Here is a 20,281-nt window from a genome sequence, read left to right as displayed (position 1 = left end):
TTGCCGTCGGCGCTTTGGCGCGGTCAGGTCCCGGCGGCGCCCCTCATGTCCTGGGACCGGGACCCTGCAAGCGGCAGGCTGAGGCGGAATATGGTGCCCCTCTCGCCCGCGCGCGCGACCTCGACCGCGCCGCCCTGGGCCGCGACATAGGAGCGCGCGATGGTCAGGCCCAGGCCGACCCCCTTGTTTTCGGCCAGGAAGTTGTTGCCCTCCTGCCAGAAGGGATCGAAGGCTTTGGCGATCCCCTTGTCGTCGATGCCGATGCCGTTGTCTTCGACGGTGACCACCGCCATCTCGCCGTCGCGTTCGACACGGCAGGTAATCTCGCCGCGCCGCTGCGTGAACTTCACTGCATTCGACAGGCCGTTGATCAAGGCCTGTTTCGTCAGGCGGTAGTCGCATCGCACCGGGCAGGGCGGGCCGGAAAGGCCCGAGACGGTGATTTCCTTGTCGTTGGCCAGCGGGCCGATGAGGCGCAGGCAGTCGTTCAGGATCTGGCCCAGATCGCAGGCTTCGTCCTTCAATTGCAGCGCCCCTGCCTCGACGCGGGAGATATCCAGGATGTCGTCGATGATGAGCCGCAAGCCGCTGGCCGCTTCATGGATGTGGCCGGCATAGCGGGTCATCTCCTTCAGGGCCCGTTCCCGCGGCAGGACGATCAGCATCTCGGAGAAACCGAGCACGGCATTGAGCGGCGTCCGCAGTTCGTGGCTCATGTTGGCGAGGAACTGGGATTTGGCGGCGTTCGCGGCTTCGGCTTCTCTGCGGGCCTGGGCATACTCCGTGTTTCTCCATTCCAGGTCCTGCATCAGGGACTCGGTCCTTCGATAGGCTTCGGCCAGTTCCTGCTCTCTATCCTTCAGTTCGCGATAGGTCTTGGCGAAGCCGGCGATCAGCATGGCGATTCCGCCGCACAAGACGACCAGTTGGTTGGCCGCCAGGCCGTAGGGCGCGAAGGCGGTGCCGATCCACATCGAGAAGGTAAAGGCGTTGACCGAACGGTAAGCGAAGGTCGCCGCGATGAAGTAGTTGAGCGCGCGCCCCTCGATGATGAAGAGAACGGTGGCCGCGACATGGCCCAGGGCGATCGAGGAGGTGAGGTAGAAGACGCCGTAGCGCGTGCCGAAGACCGCGGCGATGATGTTGATCGGCAGTACGATCGCCAGGGCCAGCAGGGCGAAGACGTAGGGTGGCGGCTGACGCTGCCGCCGGTAGCCCAGCACGCCGGCGAGCAGGATCGGGACGCCCAGGGCTACCGCGATGGAAGAGGCGAGCAGATTGTTCGAAAAGAAGATGCTCGCCGCGAGCGAGAATTCGTAAACGCTCCAATGGAGCAGAAAGGCGCGGCCCTTCGAGATTCGCCAAAAGACCAGGAGCGCACAGCCGATCACCAGAAACATGGCGAGGTTGAGCAGCTTGATCAGCTCCGAAGGGTCCATGCGCGACGTCCCAAATCCCGATCGTCGTTGCCCGGGGAGCCGCGCCCCGGACCGCCTGTCTTAGGCGACGAGATTATAGTCCAATCGCTTAAATTTGTTGCCCAGAGGTTTCCGGAAGAATGCGGATAAGCGCCTTTTCAGCGCAAAAATCTTCGCCGGACAAGGTGTTGTTCGCTGGGAGGTAGCGCTAGGAGACGGCGGATTTCGGAGGGGTTGCGTGTGTGAATTCAGTCTTGGCAATCTTCGCGGGCAAATACAGCCGGAAGACCGTGCCGCCTGCCGCAGCGCGCTTGATCTCGATCTTGCCGTCCTGGGCCTGGGCATAGGAGCGGGCGATCGTCAGGCCCAGTCCGACGCCCTGGTTCTCGGCCAGGAAGTTGTTGCCCTCCTGCCAGAACGGTTCGAAGACCTTGGCGATTCGTTCGTCGTCGATGCCGATACCGTTGTCTTCGACCGTCGCTACGGCCCAGGGGCCGTCGATGTCCGTGCGGCAGACCACACGGCCGCCGCGCTGGGTGTACTTGATGGCATTGGACAGGCCGTTGATCAGGATCTGCCGGGTCAGGCGCTCGTCGCAGAGCCCGAGGCAGGCATCCCCGCTTTCGATGACCAGAGAAATCTGCTTTTCGTCGGCCAAGGGCCGGAGAATGCGCTGCAGGTCGGCGAACATGCCGGAGAGGTCGCATTCGCCCCGCTGAACGTCCAGCGCCCCCGCCTCGACGCGGGATAGATTGAGAATGTCGCTGATGATGGCCTGCAGGCCGCTGGCGGCTTCGTGGATGTTGCGCGCATAGTCGGCCATCTTGTGGATGGCCTGTTCTCTCGGCAGCACCGCCAGAACCTCCGAGAAGCCGAGGATGGCGTTCAGCGGCGTGCGCAGTTCATGGCTCATGTTGGCGAGGAACTGGGATTTCGCGGTGTTGGCGGCCTCGGCGTTCTGGCGCGCTTCCAGGTATTCCTGGTTACGCCGCTCCAGGCGCAGCATGAGCTCTTCGCTGTTGTTGTAGGACTGGATCAGCTCCTGCTCGTGCTTCTTCAAGGCGTTGTAGGCCTTCGCGAAGCCCGCCATCAGCATGCCGACGCCGGCGGCAAGGGTGAAGACCTGCCCGATGGCATAAGCGGCATAGACCATGCCGAAGGCTTCCCACAGGGGGTAGAGCAGGATGGAGGCGGTGCGGCCGAGGAAGGCGCCGGCGATGAGCATGTTGAGGCCGCCGCCCTCGCGGATGAACATCGCGGCGGCGGCGAGGTAGCCGGCGGCGATGCAGGCGCTCAGATAGACGTAGCCTTCGGTCTTGCCCAGCACTTCGGCCAGGCCATAGCCGGGCAGGGCGATGGCGGCGAAGAGCAGCAGGAAGGTGTAGCGCGGCGGCCGGACCTTCTTGCGGTAGCCGAAGATGCCGAGCAGCAGCAGCGGCACGGCCACGCCCACCGCCAGGGAGGCCGGCAGCATGTTGCGGTCGACGATGACCGCCACCGCCAGGGCGAACTCGTAGGCGCTCCAGTGCAGCAGCCAGGGCGTGCGGTCGGCCGAGCGCCAGAACCCGAAGAGTGCGCCGCCGATGATCACCAGCACGGCGACGTTCAGCGCCTTGATGATGAGGAAGGGATCCATGGCCCGAAGCTTTCCTCCCGTGCGCGCCGCGCCCCCTCGGCACGGCCACACGGCACGAGAATTAATCTAAACGTTTGTATAGACTAAATGATTTAACGGGGCCTTAAGTCGGGAGAACGCGGCGGAAGTCAATCAGCGGGGGGTTGTGACCTCTGCCGCAGAGCCTTCGCGGCGCGGCCTCGCTGGGGGGCGTTGCCGCCGCTTCCTACTTCCCCCGCCATCCTCGGCGCGCTTATACTGCACCTGCGAAATAGGGCGCCGCCCGGGCCAACCCGGGCCGAAGGACGCCGGGAAACCCGGGGAGCAGAGGGCAGAGACCATGAGCGATGGGCCGGACAAGAGCGTGGAAGACTGGCGCGCCCTGGCGTCGAAGGAGCTGAAGGGCGCCGAGCCGGAGAGCCTCACCTGGCAGACGCCGGAGGGCATCGCCGTCAAGCCGCTCTACACCGCCGAGGACCTGGAAGGCCTGGAGACGGTCGGGAGCCTGCCCGGCTTCGCGCCCTTCACCCGCGGCCCCCGCGCCACCATGTACGCCGGCCGCCCCTGGACGCTGCGCCAGTACGCCGGCTTCTCCACCGCCGAGGAGTCCAACGCCTTCTACCGCGCCAATCTGGCCGGCGGGCAGAAGGGCCTTTCCGTGGCCTTCGACCTGGCGACTCACCGCGGCTACGACTCCGACCACCCGCGCGTGGTCGGCGACGTCGGCAAGGCGGGCGTCGCCATCGATTCCGTGGAGGACATGAAGATCCTCTTCGACGGCATCCCCCTGGAAGAGATGTCCGTCTCCATGACCATGAACGGCGCAGTGCTGCCGGTGCTGGCCGGCTACATCGTCGCCGCCGAGGAACAGGGCGTCGGGCCGGAGAAGCTCTCCGGCACCATCCAGAACGACATCCTGAAGGAGTTCATGGTCCGCAACACCTACATCTATCCGCCCGAGCCCTCGATGCGGATCGTCGCCGACATCATCGGCTACACCTCGCAGCACATGCCGCGCTTCAACTCCATCTCGATCTCCGGCTATCATATGCAGGAGGCCGGGGCGACCTGCGTGCAGGAGTTGGCCTTCACCCTGGCCGACGGCATCGAATACGTGCGCGCCGCCCAGTCCAAGGGCCTGGACGTCGACGCCTTCGCGCCGCGCCTATCGTTCTTCTTCGCCATCGGCATGAACTTCTTCATGGAGATCGCCAAGCTGCGCGCCGCACGCTTCCTCTGGGCCGAGCTGATGGAACAGCACTTCCAGCCCAAGGACCCGCGCTCGCTGATGCTGCGCACGCACTGTCAGACCTCCGGCGTCTCGCTGACCGAGCAGTCGCCCTACAACAACGTGGTGCGCACGGCGGTGGAGGCCCTGGCCGCGGCCCTGGGCGGCACCCAATCGCTGCACACCAACGCCCTGGACGAGGCCGTCGCCCTGCCGACGCCGTTTTCGGCGCGCATCGCCCGCAACACGCAGCTGATCCTGCAGGAGGAGACGGGCATCACCAAGGTGGTCGACCCGCTGGCCGGCAGCTACTACGTGGAGAGCCTGACGGCTTCGCTGGTCGAGGAGGCGCGCAAGCTGATCGGCGAGGTCGAGGAGCTGGGCGGCATGACCAAGGCCGTGGAGTCCGGCATGCCGAAGCTGCGCATCGAGGAGTCCGCCGCGCGGCGTCAGGCCCGCATCGACCGCGGCGAGGAAGTCATCGTCGGCGTCAACAAATACGTCAGCAAGGAAGAGGAGCCGGTCGAGATCCTCGACATCGACAACACCTCGGTGCGCGAGCAGCAGGTCAAGCGCCTGGAAAAGATCCGCGCCGGGCGCGACGGCGCGGCGGTGACGCAGGCGCTGGCGGAGTTGACGGCCGCGGCGCAGGACGGCAGCGGCAACCTGCTGGACCTGGCGGTCAAGGCGACGCGGGTGCGCGCGACCGTGGGGGAGATCTCCGATGCGCTTGAGAAGGTCTACACCCGCCACCGCGCCATCATCCGCTCGGTGACCGGCATCTACGGCTCGGCCTACGAGGGCGACGAGGGCTTCCAGCGCATCCAGTCGGAGGTTCTGGCCTTCGAGGCCGAGGAAGGCCGCCGTCCGCGCATGCTGGTGGTGAAGCTGGGCCAGGACGGCCACGACCGCGGCGCCAAGGTGATCGCCACGGCCTTCGCCGACATCGGCTTCGACGTCGACGTCGGCCCGCTGTTCCAGACCCCGGAGGAGGCCGCGCGCCAGGCCGTCGAGAACGATGTCCACATCATCGGCGTCTCCAGCCAGGCCGCCGGCCACAAGACCCTGGTCCCGCAGCTCCTCGAAGCGCTGAAGACCCAGGGCGCCGACGACATCATCGTGGTCTGCGGCGGCGTCATCCCGCCCCAGGACTACGATATGCTGCTGAAGGCCGGCGTCTCGGCCATCTACGGCCCGGGCAGCAACATCCCCCACGCCGCCAGCGAGATCCTGGGTATCGTGAAACAGCGCCGCAAGGCGGCCTGAAGAGGGGATCCTTTATCCTTCGAGACATCCCTTCGGGGCTCCTCAGGATGAGGATTGAGTAAGGCCTCACCCTGAGGAGCGCGCGAAGCGCGCGTCTCGAAGGGCGAGGCCGATGCAGCTTCTTCAATTGTCATGCTCGGGCTTGACCCGAGCATCCATGGACGTGCCGCAGGGCATGGACGTGCCGCAGGGAAGGTGCTGTGGAGAAATGGACCCTCGGGTCAAGCCCGAGGGCGACAGTGGGGGGGCGAGGGAAGGGCTTGCCTCGCCCCCACCCTACCCCGGCAAGGGAGAGGGAAAAGAAATGACGCCGCTGCCGTTCCCTCCCCCCTTGCGGGGGAGGGCTAGGGTGGGGGTGCGCCGTGCCCCCCAAGAGAATGATTGGCCCCGAACCCCGCTGTCCCTATATCCTCTGTTAGATGCGTCCCACCACCCTCGATCGTGACCAGCAGGTCGGCCTCGGCCAGCTCAAGGTCCTGACCAACCTGCTGCCCTATCTCTGGCCGGCCGGGCGGACCGACCTGAAGGCCCGCGTGGTAGCGGCCCTGGTGCTGCTGGTCTGCGCCAAGCTGGCCATCGTCACCGTGCCCCTGGTGTTGAAGGCCGCGGTCGATGCCCTGACGCCGGCGGGCTTGGGGGCGGGCTTGGGGGAGGGGGCCGGGCAGAGCGTGGCCACCGCGGCCGTGGCGTTGCCGCTGGGTCTGCTGCTGGCCTACGGCGCGGTGCGGGTCGCGGCACTCGGCTTCGGCGAATTGCGCGATACCCTGTTCTCCCGCGTCTCCCAGAACGCGGTGCGCCGGGTGGCCCTGGCGACCTTCCGCCACCTGCACGCGCTCTCCCTGCGCTTCCACCTGGAACGCCAGACCGGCGGCCTCAGCCGCGCCATCGACCGCGGCACCAAGGGCATCGAGTTCCTGCTGCACTTCACCGCCATGTCGGTGATCCCGACGCTGATCGAGGTCGGGTTGGCCTGCGGCATCCTCTGGGTCATTTTCGATTGGCGTTTCGCGCTCATTCCTTTCGCCACCATCGCCGGCTACGTGGTCTTCACCTTCAAGGTGACGGAGTGGCGCATCGAGATCCGCAAGCAGATGAACGACGCGGACAACGACGCCAGCACCAAGGCCATCGACAGCCTGTTGAACTTCGAGACGGTGAAGTACTTCGGCAACGAGGATCACGAGGCCCGGCGCTTCGATAGCGCGCTGGCCAACTACGAGCGCGCGGCGGTGAGGAGCCGCTCCAGCCTCTCGGTCCTGAACACCGGGCAGTCGCTGATCATCGCCGTCGGCATCACCCTGCTGATGGTGCTGGCGGCCCAAGGCGTGGTGGCCGGCACCATGACCGTCGGCGACTTCGTCATGGTCAACGCCTACCTCTTGCAGCTCGCCATGCCGCTGAACTTCCTGGGCACGGTCTACCGCGAGATCAAGCAGTCGCTGATCGACCTGGAGACCATGTTCAAGCTGCTGCACTCGGATGCCGAGGTGCGCGACCGGGAAGGCGCGCCGGAAATCGACCTCAAGAAGGGCGAGGTGATCTTCGAGAACGTCTCTTTCGGCTACGACCCGCGCCGGCCGATCCTGAAGGACGTCAGCTTCACGGTGAAGGCCGGCAACACGGTCGCCATCGTCGGGCCCTCCGGCGCCGGCAAGTCGACCATTTCGCGCATCCTCTTCCGCTTCTACGATGTGCTGGACGGCGCGGTGAAGATCGACGGCCAGGACCTGCGCGAGGTGACGCAGGCCTCCCTGCGCGCGGCCATCGGCATCGTCCCGCAGGACACCGTGCTGTTCAACGACACCGTCGGCTACAACATCCGCTACGGCCGTCCTTCGGCCAGCGAAGAGGAAATGCGCGAAGCCGCGCGCCTGGCGCAGATCGACGGTTTCGTCGCGGGCCTGCCCGACGGCTACGGCACCATGGTGGGCGAGCGCGGCCTGAAGCTGTCGGGTGGCGAGAAGCAGCGCGTCGCCATCGCGCGGACCATCCTCAAGGCCCCCAAGATCCTGCTGTTCGACGAGGCGACCTCCGCCCTCGACACCAAGACCGAGCGCGAGATCCAGAACAACCTGCGCGAAGTCTCGCGCGGCCGCACGACGCTGGTCATCGCCCACCGCCTCTCCACCGTGGTGGAGGCCGACGAGATCCTGGTGCTGGAGGCCGGCCGCATCGTCGAGCGCGGCCGCCACGACGCGCTGCTGGTGCGCGGCGGCGTCTACGCCCAGATGTGGGCGCGCCAGCAGGCCGCAGTGGAAGAAGAGCCCAAACCCGCCGCCGTCCCCGGCAGCGCGGCGGAGTAAACCGTCAACTCGCTTCGATTCGCACACCGCCGTCGTCCCGGGGCTTGACCCCGGGACCCACTGGCGCCGGTGCCGGACGACGGCCTGCGCCCCTTTGCGCTCGATTGATGGGATGGCCAGGGCATTGGGTCCCGGCAACAAGTGCCGGGATGACACACGGTTTGCGGCGATGCGGTGCCGCTACGCCTCCTGCCACCCTCTGGTTTGTCCCGAGGGTTCAGGGCAACCGCCTGAGCACCCGCCCCTGGATGCTCGAGTCGAGTCCGAGCATGACGTTTGGGGTTTAGAGCAGCGCCAGCGCCACGGACGCGACCAGCAGCACCGCGAAGGCGATGTTGGTGATCCGCGCCTTCCTGGGGTCGTGCAGCAGGGCGGCGATCATCGAGCCGAAGACCAGCCAGGTCGAATTCACCAGCACGATAACGAGGCTGAGCGCCGCGACCTTCACCACCGCGTCCGTGGCGAGGTCGCCCTCGATCACGCTGTGCCTGGCGTAGACCGCGCCGAGGACGGCGAAGGCCTTCGGATTGGCGATGGCCAGGAAGAAACCGCCGGGGAAGGCTGGCGCCTTGGCTTCCGCGGTGTCCTTCGACAGCGGCGGCGCCGTGGCGATGCGCCAGGCGAGGTAGAGGGTGTAGGCGGCGGCCAGGGTGATGGCGGTGGCGAGTGCCGGCACGGCGAGGATCGCCGCCGTCACGCCGGTGGCGATGAGCAGCAGCACGTCCGCCGTGCCCGCGATGATGCCAGCCAGGTAGGGCAGGCCGCGGCGCGGCCCGAAGCTTGAGCCGACGGCGGCGGTGCTGAGTGTGGCCGGTCCCGGGCTGCCCATCAGCGGCAGGGCGGCCAGCCACAGCAGGCCGAGATCACCGAGCATCATTTGTACTTTACGCTGAACCAGATCGCGCGGACCTTGTCCTCTTCATCATGAACGATCGAGATGCTGAGGCTCGCCCGCAGAAAGTTGCGGGAGCCGATGTTGTCGAGAGTGGCGTAGAAGGAGTTGCTGTACTCCAGCCACCCGCTGTCTGGGGGGAGGTAGGTATAGCTGATCTCCCAGCGTTTCAGATAAGTCTCGACGTCTTGCTTGGTGGTTCCCACCGGCAGGTCGCGGAGGAGCTGCTTTTCGAAGGCATCGAGATTTTCGAGTGTAACCTCCCTCGGCAAGATGCGCCCATCTGCATTGCCTTTCTGAACCTCGTCACTCCCTAGCGCGAGCCACAGAGCCAAGAGCCCGGCGCAGCCAAGGCCCGGCAGCAAGAGCAGGAGTGTTCTCGAACCAAGGCGTGTCCCATGCATCGATCATTCGACCCCAATTGGAAGCCGATCCTTTCTACCACAGGTCGCCACGATCGCTGCGCGAAGCAAGTCCCTATACCCTTTGTTTCAGTTCCGGACGGCGTTAGCCTTTCTCCATGACTCCCGCCTTCACCCACCTGGCGCTGCACGTGCGCGACCTGGAGGCCTGCCTGGCTTTCTACCGGGACTACTGCGGCATGAAGGTGGTGCATGAGCGCAACGACGCCAATGCCGAAAGGGGCGCGCGCGTGGTCTGGCTGGCCGAGCCGGGGAAAGAGAAGGACTTCATCATCGTCATGCTGCCCGGCGGGCCGGGCCGCGACCAGGCGGAAGGCGACTTCAGCCACCTGGGCTTTGCCTTGGAGAGCAAGGACGCCGTCGACGCCATCGCCGCTCGGGCCGAGGCCGCCGGCTGCCTCGTCTGGGCGCCAAGGCAGGAGGCCTATCCCGTCGGCTACTACTGCGGCCTGCGCGATCCCGACGGCAACTTCGTCGAGTTCAGCTACGGCCAGCCGCTGGGGCCTGGGGCCGAAGGCGCGGAGAGCTAGGGATAACCAAAATCACCCCCACCCCAACCCTCCCCCATCAAGGGGGAGGGAGCTGTTTGGCGCGGCTGCCAACGTTGTATCCCCTCCTCATCAAGGGAGAGGGGGGCGGCGGATGCGGCTGCTGTCCCCTCCCCCCTTGTGGGGGAGGGCTAGGGAGGGGGTGTTGCCGGACAAAGGGGCTTGCCAGCATCGGCGCCTTCGGCCCATAAGCGGGGCATGACGAAACCGGGGGTATCAGATCAGGCGGCCCTGGCCGAAAAGGTGACGGCGGGCGACCGCCGCGCGCTGGCGCGGGCCATCACCCTCATCGAATCCACCAAGCCCGAACACGCCGGCGAGGCCGAGGCCCTGCTGGAGGCCCTGCTGCCGGCCAGCGGCAACTCCGTGCGCATCGGCATTTCGGGCGTGCCCGGCGTCGGCAAGTCCACCTTCATCGAGCGTTTCGGCCTGCACTTGGTCGAGGCCGGCCACCAGGTGGCGGTGCTGGCGGTCGATCCGTCCTCCAAGGTCTCCGGCGGCTCGATCCTGGGCGACAAGACCCGCATGGAGGAGCTGTCGCGCCATCCCCGGGCCTTCATCCGCCCTTCGCCCACCGGCGGCACCCTGGGCGGCGTCGCCCGGCGCACCCGCGAGGCCATGCTGGTCTGCGAGGCCGCGGGCTTCGACGTGGTGATCGTCGAGACCGTCGGTGTCGGCCAGTCGGAGACGGCGGTGGCGGAGATGGTCGACATCTTCCTGCTGCTGCTGCTGCCCGGCGGCGGCGACGAGCTGCAGGGCATCAAGAAGGGCATCGTCGAGCTGGCCGACGCGGTCATCGTCAACAAGGCCGACGGCGATATGGTACCGGCGGCCGACCGGGCGGTGGCGGAATACTACGGCGCCCTGGGCCTGCTGCGCGCGCCCAACCCGGACTGGCGCCCGCCGGTGCTGAAATGCTCGGCCCTGCTGGATCAGGGCATCGGGGAGGTCTGGGAGACGGTGGTCAAGCACCGGCAGGTCATGGAGGCCAGCGGCGCCCGTGCGGCCAAGCGCGCCGCCCAGGCCGGGGCCTGGATGTGGGCCGAGATCTCCGACGGCCTCATGCGCCGCTTCAAGGCCCAGCCGGAGGTCGCCCGCGAGCTCCAGGGCCTGGAGCGGGAGGTCCGGGCCGGCAAGACCACTCCGACGGCCGCCGCCCGCCGCCTGGTGGGGCTGTTTATCGGGAATTAACTCTATTTTTGGGAAACTTTCCCCGCATCCCAGGCTAGCCGGGAGCCCGCCCGGAAAGCGCCCGGAATCGGCTTGACGGGGCCCCGCCGCTGCCTTAGAAACCAGCCCGCACCGGGTGGCTCGCCGCCCGGTAACCTTTTTCAATGGATGCCTGCCAGCCCCTAGGGATATCGGGGCGCGGGCCACAGACCTGGGATTTGCGATCATGGCACGACGTTGCGACTTCACCGGCAAGGGCGTTCAGACCGGCAACAACGTGAGCCACGCCAACAACCGCACCCGCCGGCGCTTCCTGCCGAACCTGCAGGACGTCAGCCTGATGAGCGACGTGCTGGGCACCACCGTGCAGCTGCGCCTCTCGACCCGCGCCATCCGCACCGTGGAGAAGCGCGGCGGCATCGACGCCTACCTGCTGTCGACCTCCTCGGAGAAGCTCGGCCAGAAGGCCCGCGAGCTGAAGCGCCGGATCAAGAAAGCGACCGAGAAGCAGGCCGCCGCCGCCTGAGCTTCTAAAGGCTCATAGAGTTTCCGAAAGGCCCGCCTCCGAGCGGGCCTTTTGCTTTTCGGGGGCGAAGGTTCGCTCGCGCTGCCAGGGCAACCTGCAACCCTAAGGGCGCCCGGCGATCCGGTAATCGCGTTCGGGCGAGGAGGCTTTCGCGTGATAGGCTCGGCTTGCCTTGGCAACACTCTTCGAAGGGGAAGCCCATGAGCAAAGCCGATCACCTGGCCGCCTATGCGGAAGGCTGGACTACAGGGAACAGCGACAAGATCCTCTCGGCACTGTCCGACAGTTACGTACTGGACGATCCGAACCACGGCCGCGTGGCCAAGGGCGACATGGCCGCCTATCTCGACGGGATGAAGGCGACGGTCGAGGAACTGAGAGGCGGCAAGGCGGAAGCCCATTTCCTGTCGCTGACCGAGGTGCTGACCGCCGAAGCGGACGGCGAACTGACCGCCTGGTGCTGGTGGACGGCGCCCGGCACCGGCATCGCGGGCAGCGGCCTGATCAAGGTGGCGGACGACGGCGTCGTCTCGGAGCGCCTGACCTACTACACGGCGCTGTCAGCCTAGATCGGATCACGATGAGACGGAGCCACGATGTGGTCCCGTCTCATCGTGTGAATCCGATCTACTTCATAGGTATTGAGCAGATTCACAGGGCCGGTGGATCGCCTTCGGCGATTCCAGCCGACCCTGATCTGCTCTAGCGCGGACTTCGCGCCGTTCAGGCCGGGCCTCATTCCACCTGCACCTTGAAGTCCTTTTTCTCGCCGGTCTCCAGATCGAACTGCGAGCGTTCGGTGAAGTTGGGATGCGTGCCATAGGTGTGCAGCGACAGCGTGACGTCGCTGCCGTCGTTGTGGACGGAGTGGATGCCGCCGGTCTTCATGCAGATCAGCTCGCCGGCATCGGCATTGATCTCGTGCTTCACTTCCAATTCGGCGCGATCGGGACGGCTGCGGTCGTCGACACGGGCGTAGCGCGTGTTGCGCTCCACGCCGTCGACGCCGGAGATCACCGCCCAGGTGCCGTGATCGTGCGGCGGCGCGCCGCGGCCGGGCAGCCAGTTCACGGCGAGAACGGCCAGCGAATGGTCCGGTTCCTCGTGCAGCAGGAAGGCGTTGAAGCCCTGCTCGCCGTTGGTCTGGTAGTACTTGTCCTGAAGCCAGCTCTTGTCGACGGCGAGGCGCTGGGCCAGCGGGCCGACGCGGCGGATGATCTCGTCCTCCTCGTCGGTTTCCGCGGTGATGCGCCGCAGGTCGGCGACATAGTTTTCCAGGGTGTAAGGCCGATCTTTGGCTTGCGGCGCGGGCATGCTGCTTCCCCCCGTTTATCTGTCCAGGCGGACAGCTTAGGCGAAACCGCGATGCGGAGGGAACGCGAAGAGTGTTCGCACCCAATTCTGCGCTGCGTTGATCCCCGTCAAGTTGTCCGCAGCGGCGAGGCTCAACCGCCTTGCAGCAGATCGAACTGCACGAGGAGGGTGCGCTGCAGGGGGCTGAAATTGTCGTCGGAAACGAGGGTGATCCGCGTCGTGCCGTCGCCCAGCCGATGGACCGCTACGCCCTCGAAGTTGTCGAGGGTGAGCGGAGGTCTCAGCTCGGCGATCTCGCTGCCGTCCAGCAGGGCGCCCGGCTGGATCGCGGCGAGCGGGAGGCGCCGCAGGCGCGCGCTGACGCCGCCCAGCAGGGTGAAGCGCCGCTCCAGCAGGATCACATCGCCGGAGGGAAGCTGCGCCGCCCCGGTCGGGTGGAAGAGGCCCTTGGGTTTCAGGGCCAGGCCCTGCCACAGGCCCGCGCCGTCGCGCAGATAGACCGCGTAGCTGTCGCCTCCCGCTAGACCGCCAACTTTCTGGCCCTCGGTGAAGGCGAGCAGGCGGTCGCCGGCCAGCGCCACCAGGGCCTCGATGCCGCTGTTGCCGGCGGCGGCGGCGAGGCTTGCGGGGGCGGCGATCTCCACCGGCGGTTTGGTGAGGTCGCCGCCGGGGAAGCGCCGCAGGCGGTGGCGGCGCTCGAAGGCGACCGCGAAGCTGCCGTCGTCCAGCCGGGTCAGGGCCTCGGCGTCCTGTCTGGCCTTTCCGGTCAGCAGCAGGCCCCCGGCGCCGCGCAGCGCGCCCCAGCGTCCCTCGGCGACGCCCGCGAGGTGGCCGTTCCGGTCGTAGGTGAGGCGCGCGGTGATCCAGCGCCCGGCATCGGTAATGGCGGTGATGCGCGTGCCGTCCGGCGAGATCGCCAGGTCCGAGAGGCCGCCGAAGCGCGGGTCGTCGGCGCTGAGCAGCAGGCCGCCGCGCCAGCGCAAGTCGCCGGCGGTGACCTGGGTCTTGTCCTCGGCATTGAAGCGCAGCGGGGTGGCGCGGATCTCGAGCGGTGTCTGTGCCGCGGCGGGCGCGGCGAGCAGCAGCAGGCAGTAAAGGAGGGCGGTGAGGCGCGCCGTCCGCAAGATCAGTGGACGCGGGCGCCGCGGCGCGGACCTTGCGGGGCCAAACCTCCGTGCTCTTCCTCGAAGAGTTCGGCCAGCTTCTCCATCACCGTGCCGCCGAGCTGTTCTGCGTCGACGATGGTGACCGCACGGCGGTAGTAGCGGGTCACGTCGTGGCCGATGCCGATGGCCAGAAGCTCCACCGGAGAGCGGTTCTCGATGTAGGCGATGACGTCGCGCAGGTGGCGTTCCAGGTAGTTGCCCGGGTTGACCGAGAGAGTCGAGTCGTCGACCGGCGCGCCGTCGGAGATCACCATGAGGATGCGGCGCTGCTCGGTACGCCCGATCAGGCGGTTGTGCGCCCACAACAGGGCCTCGCCGTCGATGTTCTCCTTCAAGATGCCCTCGCGCAGCATCAGGCCCAGGTTCTTGCGCGCACGCCGCCAGGGGGCATCGGCGGACTTGTAGACGATATGGCGCAGGTCGTTGAGGCGGCCCGGGCTGGGCGGCTTGCCGGCGCCGATCCAGCGTTCGCGCGCCTGACCGCCCTTCCACATGCGCGTGGTGAAGCCCAGGATCTCCACCTTCACGCCGCAGCGCTCCAGGGTGCGCGCCAGGATGTCGGCGCTCATCGCCGCCACCGTGATCGGGCGGCCGCGCATGGAGCCGGAGTTGTCGATCAGCAGCGTCACCACGGTGTCGCGGAACTCGGTATCGCGCTCCTGCTTGTAGGTCAGCGAGTGCATCGGGTTGACGATGACGCGGGCCAGGCGCGCGGTGTCCAGCAGGCCTTCGTCCAGGTTGAAGTCCCAGGCGCGGGTCTGCATCGCCAGCAGGCGGCGCTGCAGGCGGTTGGCGAGGCGCGCGATGACGCCCTGCAGGTGGGCGAGCTGCTGGTCCAGCATCTGGCGCAGGCGCGTCAGCTCGTCGGGATCGCAGAGCTCTTCCGCCTCGATGATCTCGTCGAATTCCGTGGTGAAGGCGTGATAGGGCTCGCTGTCGCGGGCGTTGTGGCCGAACAGCTCGGGAAGCTGTCCGGGGCGGCCGGGGTCTTCCTCGCCCGCGCCTTCCATCATCTCGCTGTCGGCCTCGGCGGCCTGCGGCTCCGCGCCCTCGGACTCGTCGCCCTCGCTGTCCTCGCCTTCCATGGTGGTCGGCGTCTCGGCGCTCTCGTCGCCGTCGGTCTGGCTGCTGCTGTTGTCGTCCTCGGACTCGTCCTGCTGCTGGTCCTGCTCGTCCTCGTCCTGCTCGAGGTCGTCTTCCAGGCCGATGTCGATGTCCAGGTGCTGCAGCATGTCGCGCACCGTCTCGGCGAAAAGCGCCTGGTCCTCGGCGCGCCGGCCCAGTTCCTTGATGTCCTGCAGGATCTCCTGGCCCAGGATCGGGCGCCAGAGGTCGATGACGCCCTTGGCGCTGGCCGGCGTCGTCGCGCCGGTCATGGCCTCGCGGGCCAGCAGGCGCAGGGCCTCCGACAGCGGCACGTCCTCGCGGCTCTGGGCGCGGTTCAGGCCGCGCACCCGGTACTGTTCCTCCAGGGCCGCATCCAGGTTCTGCGCCACACCGGCCATGCGCCGCATGCCCAGCGCCTCGCAGCGCGCCTGTTCGATGGCGTCGAAGATCTCGCGCGCCTCCTGGGAGCGCGGGCGCGCGTGAGCGTGCAGGCTGCCGTCGTGGTGGCGCAGGCGCAGGGCCGCGGCGTCGGCTTCGCCGCGCACCAGCGCGGCTTCCTCCGCCGGCAGATTGCGCGCCGGCAGCGTTACCTTCACTTCCTTGCCGACCAGCCCCTGGCCGCGCGGCGCATAGGTGACGTTGATATCGTCACGCTCGGCGATGGCGCGCACCGTCGCGGCGGTTGTCCGCCGGAAGACGTCGAGCGGGTTTTCGGGCTGGCTCATCTAGAGGCGTCCCGGGCTCAGGTGATGTGCGCCTTGACGCCGGACTCCGGCAGCTCGCTGCCGAAGCAGCGCTGGTAGTACTCCGCCACGACGGGGCGCTCGATCTCGTCGCACTTGTTGAGGAACGTGACCCGGAAGGCGAAGCCGACGTCGCCGAAGATGGTGGCGTTCTCCGCCCAGGTCATCACCGTGCGCGGGCTCATCACGGTGGAGATGTCGCCGTTGATGAAGCCGCTGCGCGTCAGGTCGGCCAGGGCGACCATGGCGGAGACCCGCTCGCGGCCCTCGGCGCTGTCGTATTCCGGCGACTTGGCGAGGATGATCTCCACCTCGGCGTCGTGTTCCAGGTAGTTCAGCGTGGCGACGATGTTCCAGCGGTCCATCTGCGCCTGGTTGATCTGCTGGGTGCCGTGGTAGAGCCCCGTGGTGTCGCCCAGGCCGATGGTGTTGGTGGTGGAGAAGAGTCGGAAGGCCGGATGCGGGCGGATGACCCGGTTCTGGTCCAGCAGGGTCAGCTTGCCGTCGACTTCCAGCACCCGCTGGATGACGAACATCACGTCCGGGCGGCCGGCGTCGTATTCGTCGAAGACCAGGGCCGTCGGGCGCTGCAGCGCCCAGGGCAGCAGGCCCTCGCGGAATTCGGTGACCTGCTTGCCGTCCTTCAGCACGATGGCGTCCTTGCCCACCAGGTCGATACGGCTGATGTGGCTGTCCAGGTTGACGCGGATGCACGGCCAGTTGAGGCGCGCGGAGACCTGCTCGATATGCGTCGACTTGCCGGTGCCGTGATAGCCCTGGATCATCACGCGGCGGTTATGGGCGAAGCCGGCCAGGATGGCGAGGGTGGTGTCGTGGTCGAAGCGGTAGGTTTCGTCGACCTCGGGCACGTAGTCGTTGGCCTGGCTGAACGCCGGCACCTGCATGTCGCAGTCGAGGCCGAAGGTCTGGCGCACCGAAACTTCGATATCGGGGCCGCTCGTCGGCATCTCGCCGTCGGTGGCCGTGGGGTCTGCTGTCGCCATGAAGTAGGAATTCCGTCGTTTGAATTTAGAGTTTTAACCCGGCACGTCGAAGGGCCTGAGCCTGTTGAACATCAGTCGAAGGCCGCCTTCAAGTCCGAATACGCCAAGTTGATGATTTTCAGCCGCTCTTCGGAGCGTCCGTCGCCGCCGGTAATGTCAGGGTGCAATTCCTTGACCAGCGACTTATAGCGCGCTTTGACCTCGGCCAGGGTGGCGTTGGGCGCCAGTTCCAGGGTCTTGAGCGCCTTGGCCTGGCGGGACGTGGGCGGAAAGCGGCCTTTGTGCTGCTCCCGGTCGGCGGCTTCCTCGGTGAAGAAGCCGAAGCCGTCGCGCAAGGGTCTGCTGTGCGGACCAGTCTTGCGTCCGCCGAGGCCGCCGTTGAGGGGCCAGGTCGGGCGCTGCCATACCGCGTCGCCGCGGCGGATCCGCTCGATGTCGTCCTCGTCCAGGTCCTTGAAATAGTCCCAGGCCAGGTTGTATTCGCGCACATGCTCGAGGCAGAACCAGTAGTAGCTGGTGAGGTCGTCGCGCGAGCGCGGCGCCCGGTGCAGTCCTTCCGCCGTGCAGCCCGGCCGCTCGCAGCGGCGCAGGCCCGCGTCCGACCCGGCGTCGCCGGTGCGGTAGGGGCCTTCATGGAAGGGGTCGCCGTGAGGCTTCTGGGGGGAACCGGACATCTTTGAATTATGTGGGAAGGGGCCCTCCGGGCGCAAGGGCGGCAGGCCGTAAAACCGCGCGATTCCGGGCTGTTAGTCGCCCCTGTTCGTCTTCGGCAGTCTCAGTCGTTGGGAGTCGGCGGCGCGTCCCGCCCCCCGGCGGCGCGCCCGCCGCGCAGGTCGGCCAGGTTCACCAGCACCGTACCGCAGAGGATGAGGGCCAGGCCGCCCAGCAGGGTCGGGGTCGTCGGCTCGCCCAGGAAAAGCGCCGAGGCCAGGACACCGGCCACCGGCACCGCCAGCAGGCTGAGGGAGGTGGTGGTGGCCGGCAGCGCCCGGTTGACGCTGACCACCGCCCAGAAGCAGAAGGCCGTCGCCAGGGGGCCGTTGTAGGCCAGGATCGCGCCCAGCCCGCCGGACCAGGCGATCGCCGACCAGTCCTCGGTGAACCAGGAGAGGGCCGCCAGCGGCGGCGCCGCCAGCACCATCTGCCAGGGCGCGAGCTGCAGGGGCGAGGACTCCCACTCGTGAACGCGGACATGCAGGATCGCCAGCGACCAGGAAAAGGCGGCGGCCAGCAGCAGCGCGTTGCCGGTCAGGGCCGCGCGGCTGGTCCAATCGAAGCCCAGGGGGTTGAACAGCACGGCCACGCCGCCGAGGCCCAGGCAGAGACCCAGCAGTTTCCGCCGGTTCATGGTCTCGCCCAGGAACAGGACGGCGGCCGGCGTCACCCACAGCGGCGTGGTGTAGGCCAGCACCGCCGAGCGTCCGGCCCCGACGTGCTCCAGGGCGAAGTTCACCAGCACCAGGAAGGCGGCCATCTGCAGTCCCCCGACGGTGAAGACGACCGCCAGGTCGCGGCGCGTCGGCAGCTTCAGGCGGCCCAGGACGGCCAGCACGGCGAAGAGGCTGGCCGCCCCCAGGGTCATGCGCGCGGCGGCGAACCACACCGGCGGCATGGACTGCAGGCCGACCTTCATGACCGGCCAGTTGACGCCCCAGAGGACCACCACGCCGACCAGCAGCAGCCGCGCGGCGGCGGGGCTGAGGGCGGTGGAGGGCGCAGTGTTGGATGACATGAAGGCGATCCCTGGTGGCCTGCCTCCGGGCAGGATTGAGGCGTTGTCGGGCGGGGCCCGCCAGGTCGGCGTTGACAGGCCCGGACGGGCGACCCACCTTCTGGACGCGCCCGTCAGGCGCAGCAGATCGTCGGTGAAGGAGCAGTGCCGTGGCAGTCGCGCAGACCATCGAACAGAAACTGACCGAGGCCCTCGCGCCGCAACGCCTTAAGGTCGTTGATGATTCGGAAAAGCACAAGGGGCATGCCGGCTACCGCGAAGGCGGCGAGACCCATTTCAGCGTCGAAGTGGTCTCGGCGGCCTTCGCCGGCCAGAGCCGCGTCGCCCGCCAGCGCCGGGTCTACGAGATCCTGGCCGAAGAACTGGCCGCCGGCGTCCACGCCCTGCAGCTCAAGACCCTGACCCCGGAAGAAGAGGTCGGAGCCGGCTGATCGGGCGGCGCCGAGGCAGGTCCGGGACCTGCCGGCGGGAACCGGAGGAGGTTGAGGTGTCGGCGCCGGGGCGCTATCCAGCAGCATGATCGAATTCTTCGCCGCCATTGCCGTCTTCCTGGCCGCCCACGTCCTGCCGGCGGCGACCGGCCTGCGTGTCCTGCTGATCGAGAAGCTGGGCCGGCCGGCCTATCTGGCGGTCTATTCGCTGGTCTCCCTGGCGACCATCGCCTGGGTGATCGCCGCGGCCCTGGCCGCCCCCTACATCGAGCTCTGGGCGCCCAGCCGGGCCACGGCGCTGGTGCCGCTGGCCGCCATGCTGCCCGCCAGCATCCTGCTCGCCGGGGCGCTGTGGCAGCCCAGCCCGCTGTCGGTCTCCTTCCGCGGCGGCCTCGCCGATCCGCGCCGCGCCGGCCTGGCGGCACAGTTCCGCCACCCCGTTCTTTGGGCCTTCTTCCTCTGGGCCGCCGCCCACCTCGTGGCCAACGGCGACCTGGTGAGCCTCATCCTCTTCGGCAGTCTGGCGGGCTTCAGCCTGGCCGGCATGAAACGCATGGAGCGGCGTGCGCGCGCGCGGCTTTCGGAGGCCGACTACGCGGCGGCCGCCGCTCAGACGGATGGCGGACCGGCCGCGCGGCTGCGGCGGGTGGTGCCGCTTTGCGGCGTGATCGATCTGCTGGCGGGCCTGCTGCTCTACGCGGCGCTGCTGCACCTGCATGGGCCGGTCATCGGGCTCGACCCCTTGGCTTGGCTTTAGGGGGCTTGGCTTTAGGGGGCCTGGCTTTAGGGGCTACTCCTCGCCGGTATAGAAGTCCGGCCAGGAGCGCTTGACGATGGGGCTGTCGCTGGCGAAGGCGTGGCAGGTCTCCAGCAGGCCCGGCCGCTGGCCGGGCGGGCGTTTGGCGGCCGTGGCGGCGCGCACCGGATAGAGGGTCTGAAAGGCGACCGTCGCCATGGCGATCAGCAGGTCGACCAGGTGGGTGCAGCCTTCGACGCCGCCCAGTTGCCGGCGTACCTGCTGGGTCCAGCCGGTCTTGATCTCGGCGCCGATCATGCGCTTGAAGTTCGGCGTGATGTCCGGGCAAAGGCGGAAGGGGCTGAAGTCGGTCACCGCCTCGATGTCGTGAACCTTGAAGTCCTCGTCGATGGTCAGGCGGATCGACATGTCGTGCAGCGCCTCGCCGGCCGGGATCTCGCCGCGGTCCTGGTTGGCGAAGGCATAGGTCTTGGTGTCGACGATGCGCCCCTCGATGTCCCACAGGCCGTCGGCGCGCTGGTAGCCTTGAAAGTCGTATTTCCGATTGTGCAGACAGGTTCGCTCGACAGGGGGCGAGAGGGGCATGGCCGGGTACCGCGTGGTTCTCGAACAGGGAACCCGCGACTATAGGACCCCGCG

Annotated in this window: 19 protein-coding genes; 8 read left to right on the top strand and 11 right to left on the bottom strand. The window is 67.7% G+C overall.

Annotation, left to right across the window (positions count from 1 at the left end):
- Positions 1-23 precede the first annotated feature (23 nt).
- Positions 24-1,439, bottom strand: coding sequence for a HAMP domain-containing sensor histidine kinase (locus tag AAFN88_RS00310; protein WP_347517501.1), 1,416 nt, complete (start codon positions 1,437-1,439; stop codon positions 24-26).
- Between the two features lie 187 nt (positions 1,440-1,626).
- Positions 1,627-3,054 (bottom strand): HAMP domain-containing sensor histidine kinase, encoded by a 1,428-nt coding sequence (locus AAFN88_RS00305; RefSeq protein WP_347517500.1) that lies wholly within the window; start codon positions 3,052-3,054, stop codon positions 1,627-1,629.
- Positions 3,055-3,373: 319 nt separating this feature from the next.
- Here AAFN88_RS00305 and scpA point away from each other — a divergent pair, with 319 nt between their 5' ends.
- A complete protein-coding gene (gene scpA / locus AAFN88_RS00300; RefSeq protein WP_347517499.1) occupies positions 3,374-5,527 on the top strand; it encodes a methylmalonyl-CoA mutase in 2,154 nt (717 codons plus the stop codon).
- 419 nt (positions 5,528-5,946) lie between these two features.
- Complete coding sequence (locus AAFN88_RS00295; RefSeq protein WP_347517498.1) at positions 5,947-7,830, top strand: ABC transporter ATP-binding protein/permease; 1,884 nt, start codon at positions 5,947-5,949, stop codon at positions 7,828-7,830.
- Positions 7,831-8,113: 283 nt separating this feature from the next.
- Here the strand turns inward: AAFN88_RS00295 and AAFN88_RS00290 are convergent, their stop codons facing one another.
- Both AAFN88_RS00290 and AAFN88_RS00285 read right to left on the bottom strand, forming a co-directional pair.
- Entirely contained in the window at positions 8,114-8,707 is a 594-nt protein-coding gene (locus tag AAFN88_RS00290; RefSeq protein WP_347517497.1) for a LysE family transporter, read from the bottom strand.
- Positions 8,704-9,087 carry a hypothetical protein gene (locus AAFN88_RS00285; RefSeq protein WP_347517496.1) on the bottom strand — a complete coding sequence of 128 codons (384 nt, stop codon included), beginning with the start codon at positions 9,085-9,087 and terminating at the stop codon, positions 8,704-8,706. The genes AAFN88_RS00290 and AAFN88_RS00285 overlap by 4 nt, the downstream gene beginning before the upstream one ends.
- A 155-nt stretch (positions 9,088-9,242) precedes the next feature.
- Between AAFN88_RS00285 and AAFN88_RS00280 the strand changes: the two genes are divergently transcribed.
- The 4 genes from AAFN88_RS00280 (at position 9,243) to AAFN88_RS00265 (ending at position 11,957) form a co-directional block, all read left to right on the top strand.
- Complete coding sequence (locus AAFN88_RS00280; RefSeq protein ID WP_347517495.1) at positions 9,243-9,674, top strand: VOC family protein; 432 nt, start codon at positions 9,243-9,245, stop codon at positions 9,672-9,674.
- 216 nt (positions 9,675-9,890) lie between these two features.
- Complete coding sequence (gene meaB / locus AAFN88_RS00275) at positions 9,891-10,883, top strand: methylmalonyl Co-A mutase-associated GTPase MeaB (RefSeq protein WP_347517494.1); 993 nt, start codon at positions 9,891-9,893, stop codon at positions 10,881-10,883.
- A 205-nt stretch (positions 10,884-11,088) separates the two neighbouring features.
- Positions 11,089-11,388: a 50S ribosomal protein L28 gene (rpmB, locus tag AAFN88_RS00270; RefSeq protein WP_347517493.1), complete on the top strand. Its 300-nt coding sequence runs from the start codon at positions 11,089-11,091 to the stop codon at positions 11,386-11,388.
- A gap of 200 nt (positions 11,389-11,588) precedes the next feature.
- Positions 11,589-11,957 carry a nuclear transport factor 2 family protein gene (locus AAFN88_RS00265; protein ID WP_347517492.1) on the top strand — a complete coding sequence of 123 codons (369 nt, stop codon included), beginning with the start codon at positions 11,589-11,591 and terminating at the stop codon, positions 11,955-11,957.
- 166 nt (positions 11,958-12,123) lie between these two features.
- Here AAFN88_RS00265 and AAFN88_RS00260 read toward each other — a convergent pair whose 3' ends face one another.
- The 6 genes from AAFN88_RS00260 to AAFN88_RS00235 all read right to left on the bottom strand — a co-directional run bounded on the left by AAFN88_RS00260 (position 12,124) and on the right by AAFN88_RS00235 (position 18,454).
- The gene (locus AAFN88_RS00260) at positions 12,124-12,702 is read right to left on the bottom strand and encodes a cysteine dioxygenase family protein (RefSeq protein WP_347517491.1); all 579 of its coding nucleotides are present in this window, start codon (positions 12,700-12,702) and stop codon (positions 12,124-12,126) included.
- A 131-nt stretch (positions 12,703-12,833) separates the two neighbouring features.
- The gene (locus tag AAFN88_RS00255) at positions 12,834-13,826 is read right to left on the bottom strand and encodes an esterase-like activity of phytase family protein (RefSeq protein ID WP_347517490.1); all 993 of its coding nucleotides are present in this window, start codon (positions 13,824-13,826) and stop codon (positions 12,834-12,836) included.
- Positions 13,827-13,828: 2 nt separating this feature from the next.
- Positions 13,829-15,700 (bottom strand): cobaltochelatase subunit CobT, encoded by a 1,872-nt coding sequence (gene cobT, locus AAFN88_RS00250; protein WP_347517489.1) that lies wholly within the window; start codon positions 15,698-15,700, stop codon positions 13,829-13,831.
- A 17-nt stretch (positions 15,701-15,717) separates the two neighbouring features.
- Positions 15,718-16,722 carry a cobaltochelatase subunit CobS gene (cobS, locus tag AAFN88_RS00245; protein WP_347517488.1) on the bottom strand — a complete coding sequence of 335 codons (1,005 nt, stop codon included), beginning with the start codon at positions 16,720-16,722 and terminating at the stop codon, positions 15,718-15,720.
- Between the two features lie 71 nt (positions 16,723-16,793).
- Positions 16,794-17,396 carry a DnaJ domain-containing protein gene (locus AAFN88_RS00240; protein ID WP_347517487.1) on the bottom strand — a complete coding sequence of 201 codons (603 nt, stop codon included), beginning with the start codon at positions 17,394-17,396 and terminating at the stop codon, positions 16,794-16,796.
- 101 nt (positions 17,397-17,497) lie between these two features.
- Positions 17,498-18,454 (bottom strand): DMT family transporter, encoded by a 957-nt coding sequence (locus AAFN88_RS00235; RefSeq protein ID WP_347517486.1) that lies wholly within the window; start codon positions 18,452-18,454, stop codon positions 17,498-17,500.
- Between the two features lie 149 nt (positions 18,455-18,603).
- Here AAFN88_RS00235 and AAFN88_RS00230 point away from each other — a divergent pair, with 149 nt between their 5' ends.
- Together AAFN88_RS00230 and AAFN88_RS00225 are read left to right on the top strand one after the other, a co-directional pair.
- A complete protein-coding gene (locus tag AAFN88_RS00230) occupies positions 18,604-18,885 on the top strand; it encodes a BolA family protein (RefSeq protein WP_347517485.1) in 282 nt (93 codons plus the stop codon).
- Between the two features lie 85 nt (positions 18,886-18,970).
- Positions 18,971-19,642: an NnrU family protein gene (locus AAFN88_RS00225; protein ID WP_347517484.1), complete on the top strand. Its 672-nt coding sequence runs from the start codon at positions 18,971-18,973 to the stop codon at positions 19,640-19,642.
- Between the two features lie 33 nt (positions 19,643-19,675).
- Here AAFN88_RS00225 and AAFN88_RS00220 read toward each other — a convergent pair whose 3' ends face one another.
- Entirely contained in the window at positions 19,676-20,227 is a 552-nt protein-coding gene (locus AAFN88_RS00220; RefSeq protein WP_347517483.1) for a DUF2889 domain-containing protein, read from the bottom strand.
- Positions 20,228-20,281: the final 54 nt, after the last annotated feature.

The organism is Pelagibius sp. CAU 1746 (genome assembly GCF_039839785.1).
GTDB lineage: Bacteria > Pseudomonadota > Alphaproteobacteria > Kiloniellales > Kiloniellaceae > Pelagibius.
This window is presented reverse-complemented; position numbering and strand designations above follow the sequence as displayed.

Coding starts and splice junctions, on each gene's coding strand:
- AAFN88_RS00310 (WP_347517501.1), bottom strand. CDS start 1,439: ATGGACCCTTCGGAGCTGATCAAGCTGCTCAACCTCGCCATGTTTCTG.
- AAFN88_RS00305 (WP_347517500.1), bottom strand. CDS start 3,054: ATGGATCCCTTCCTCATCATCAAGGCGCTGAACGTCGCCGTGCTGGTG.
- scpA (WP_347517499.1), top strand. CDS start 3,374: ATGAGCGATGGGCCGGACAAGAGCGTGGAAGACTGGCGCGCCCTGGCG.
- AAFN88_RS00295 (WP_347517498.1), top strand. CDS start 5,947: ATGCGTCCCACCACCCTCGATCGTGACCAGCAGGTCGGCCTCGGCCAG.
- AAFN88_RS00290 (WP_347517497.1), bottom strand. CDS start 8,707: ATGATGCTCGGTGATCTCGGCCTGCTGTGGCTGGCCGCCCTGCCGCTG.
- AAFN88_RS00280 (WP_347517495.1), top strand. CDS start 9,243: ATGACTCCCGCCTTCACCCACCTGGCGCTGCACGTGCGCGACCTGGAG.
- meaB (WP_347517494.1), top strand. CDS start 9,891: ATGACGAAACCGGGGGTATCAGATCAGGCGGCCCTGGCCGAAAAGGTG.
- rpmB (WP_347517493.1), top strand. CDS start 11,089: ATGGCACGACGTTGCGACTTCACCGGCAAGGGCGTTCAGACCGGCAAC.
- AAFN88_RS00265 (WP_347517492.1), top strand. CDS start 11,589: ATGAGCAAAGCCGATCACCTGGCCGCCTATGCGGAAGGCTGGACTACA.
- AAFN88_RS00260 (WP_347517491.1), bottom strand. CDS start 12,702: ATGCCCGCGCCGCAAGCCAAAGATCGGCCTTACACCCTGGAAAACTAT.
- cobT (WP_347517489.1), bottom strand. CDS start 15,700: ATGAGCCAGCCCGAAAACCCGCTCGACGTCTTCCGGCGGACAACCGCC.
- cobS (WP_347517488.1), bottom strand. CDS start 16,722: ATGGCGACAGCAGACCCCACGGCCACCGACGGCGAGATGCCGACGAGC.
- AAFN88_RS00240 (WP_347517487.1), bottom strand. CDS start 17,396: ATGTCCGGTTCCCCCCAGAAGCCTCACGGCGACCCCTTCCATGAAGGC.
- AAFN88_RS00235 (WP_347517486.1), bottom strand. CDS start 18,454: ATGTCATCCAACACTGCGCCCTCCACCGCCCTCAGCCCCGCCGCCGCG.
- AAFN88_RS00225 (WP_347517484.1), top strand. CDS start 18,971: ATGATCGAATTCTTCGCCGCCATTGCCGTCTTCCTGGCCGCCCACGTC.
- AAFN88_RS00220 (WP_347517483.1), bottom strand. CDS start 20,227: ATGCCCCTCTCGCCCCCTGTCGAGCGAACCTGTCTGCACAATCGGAAA.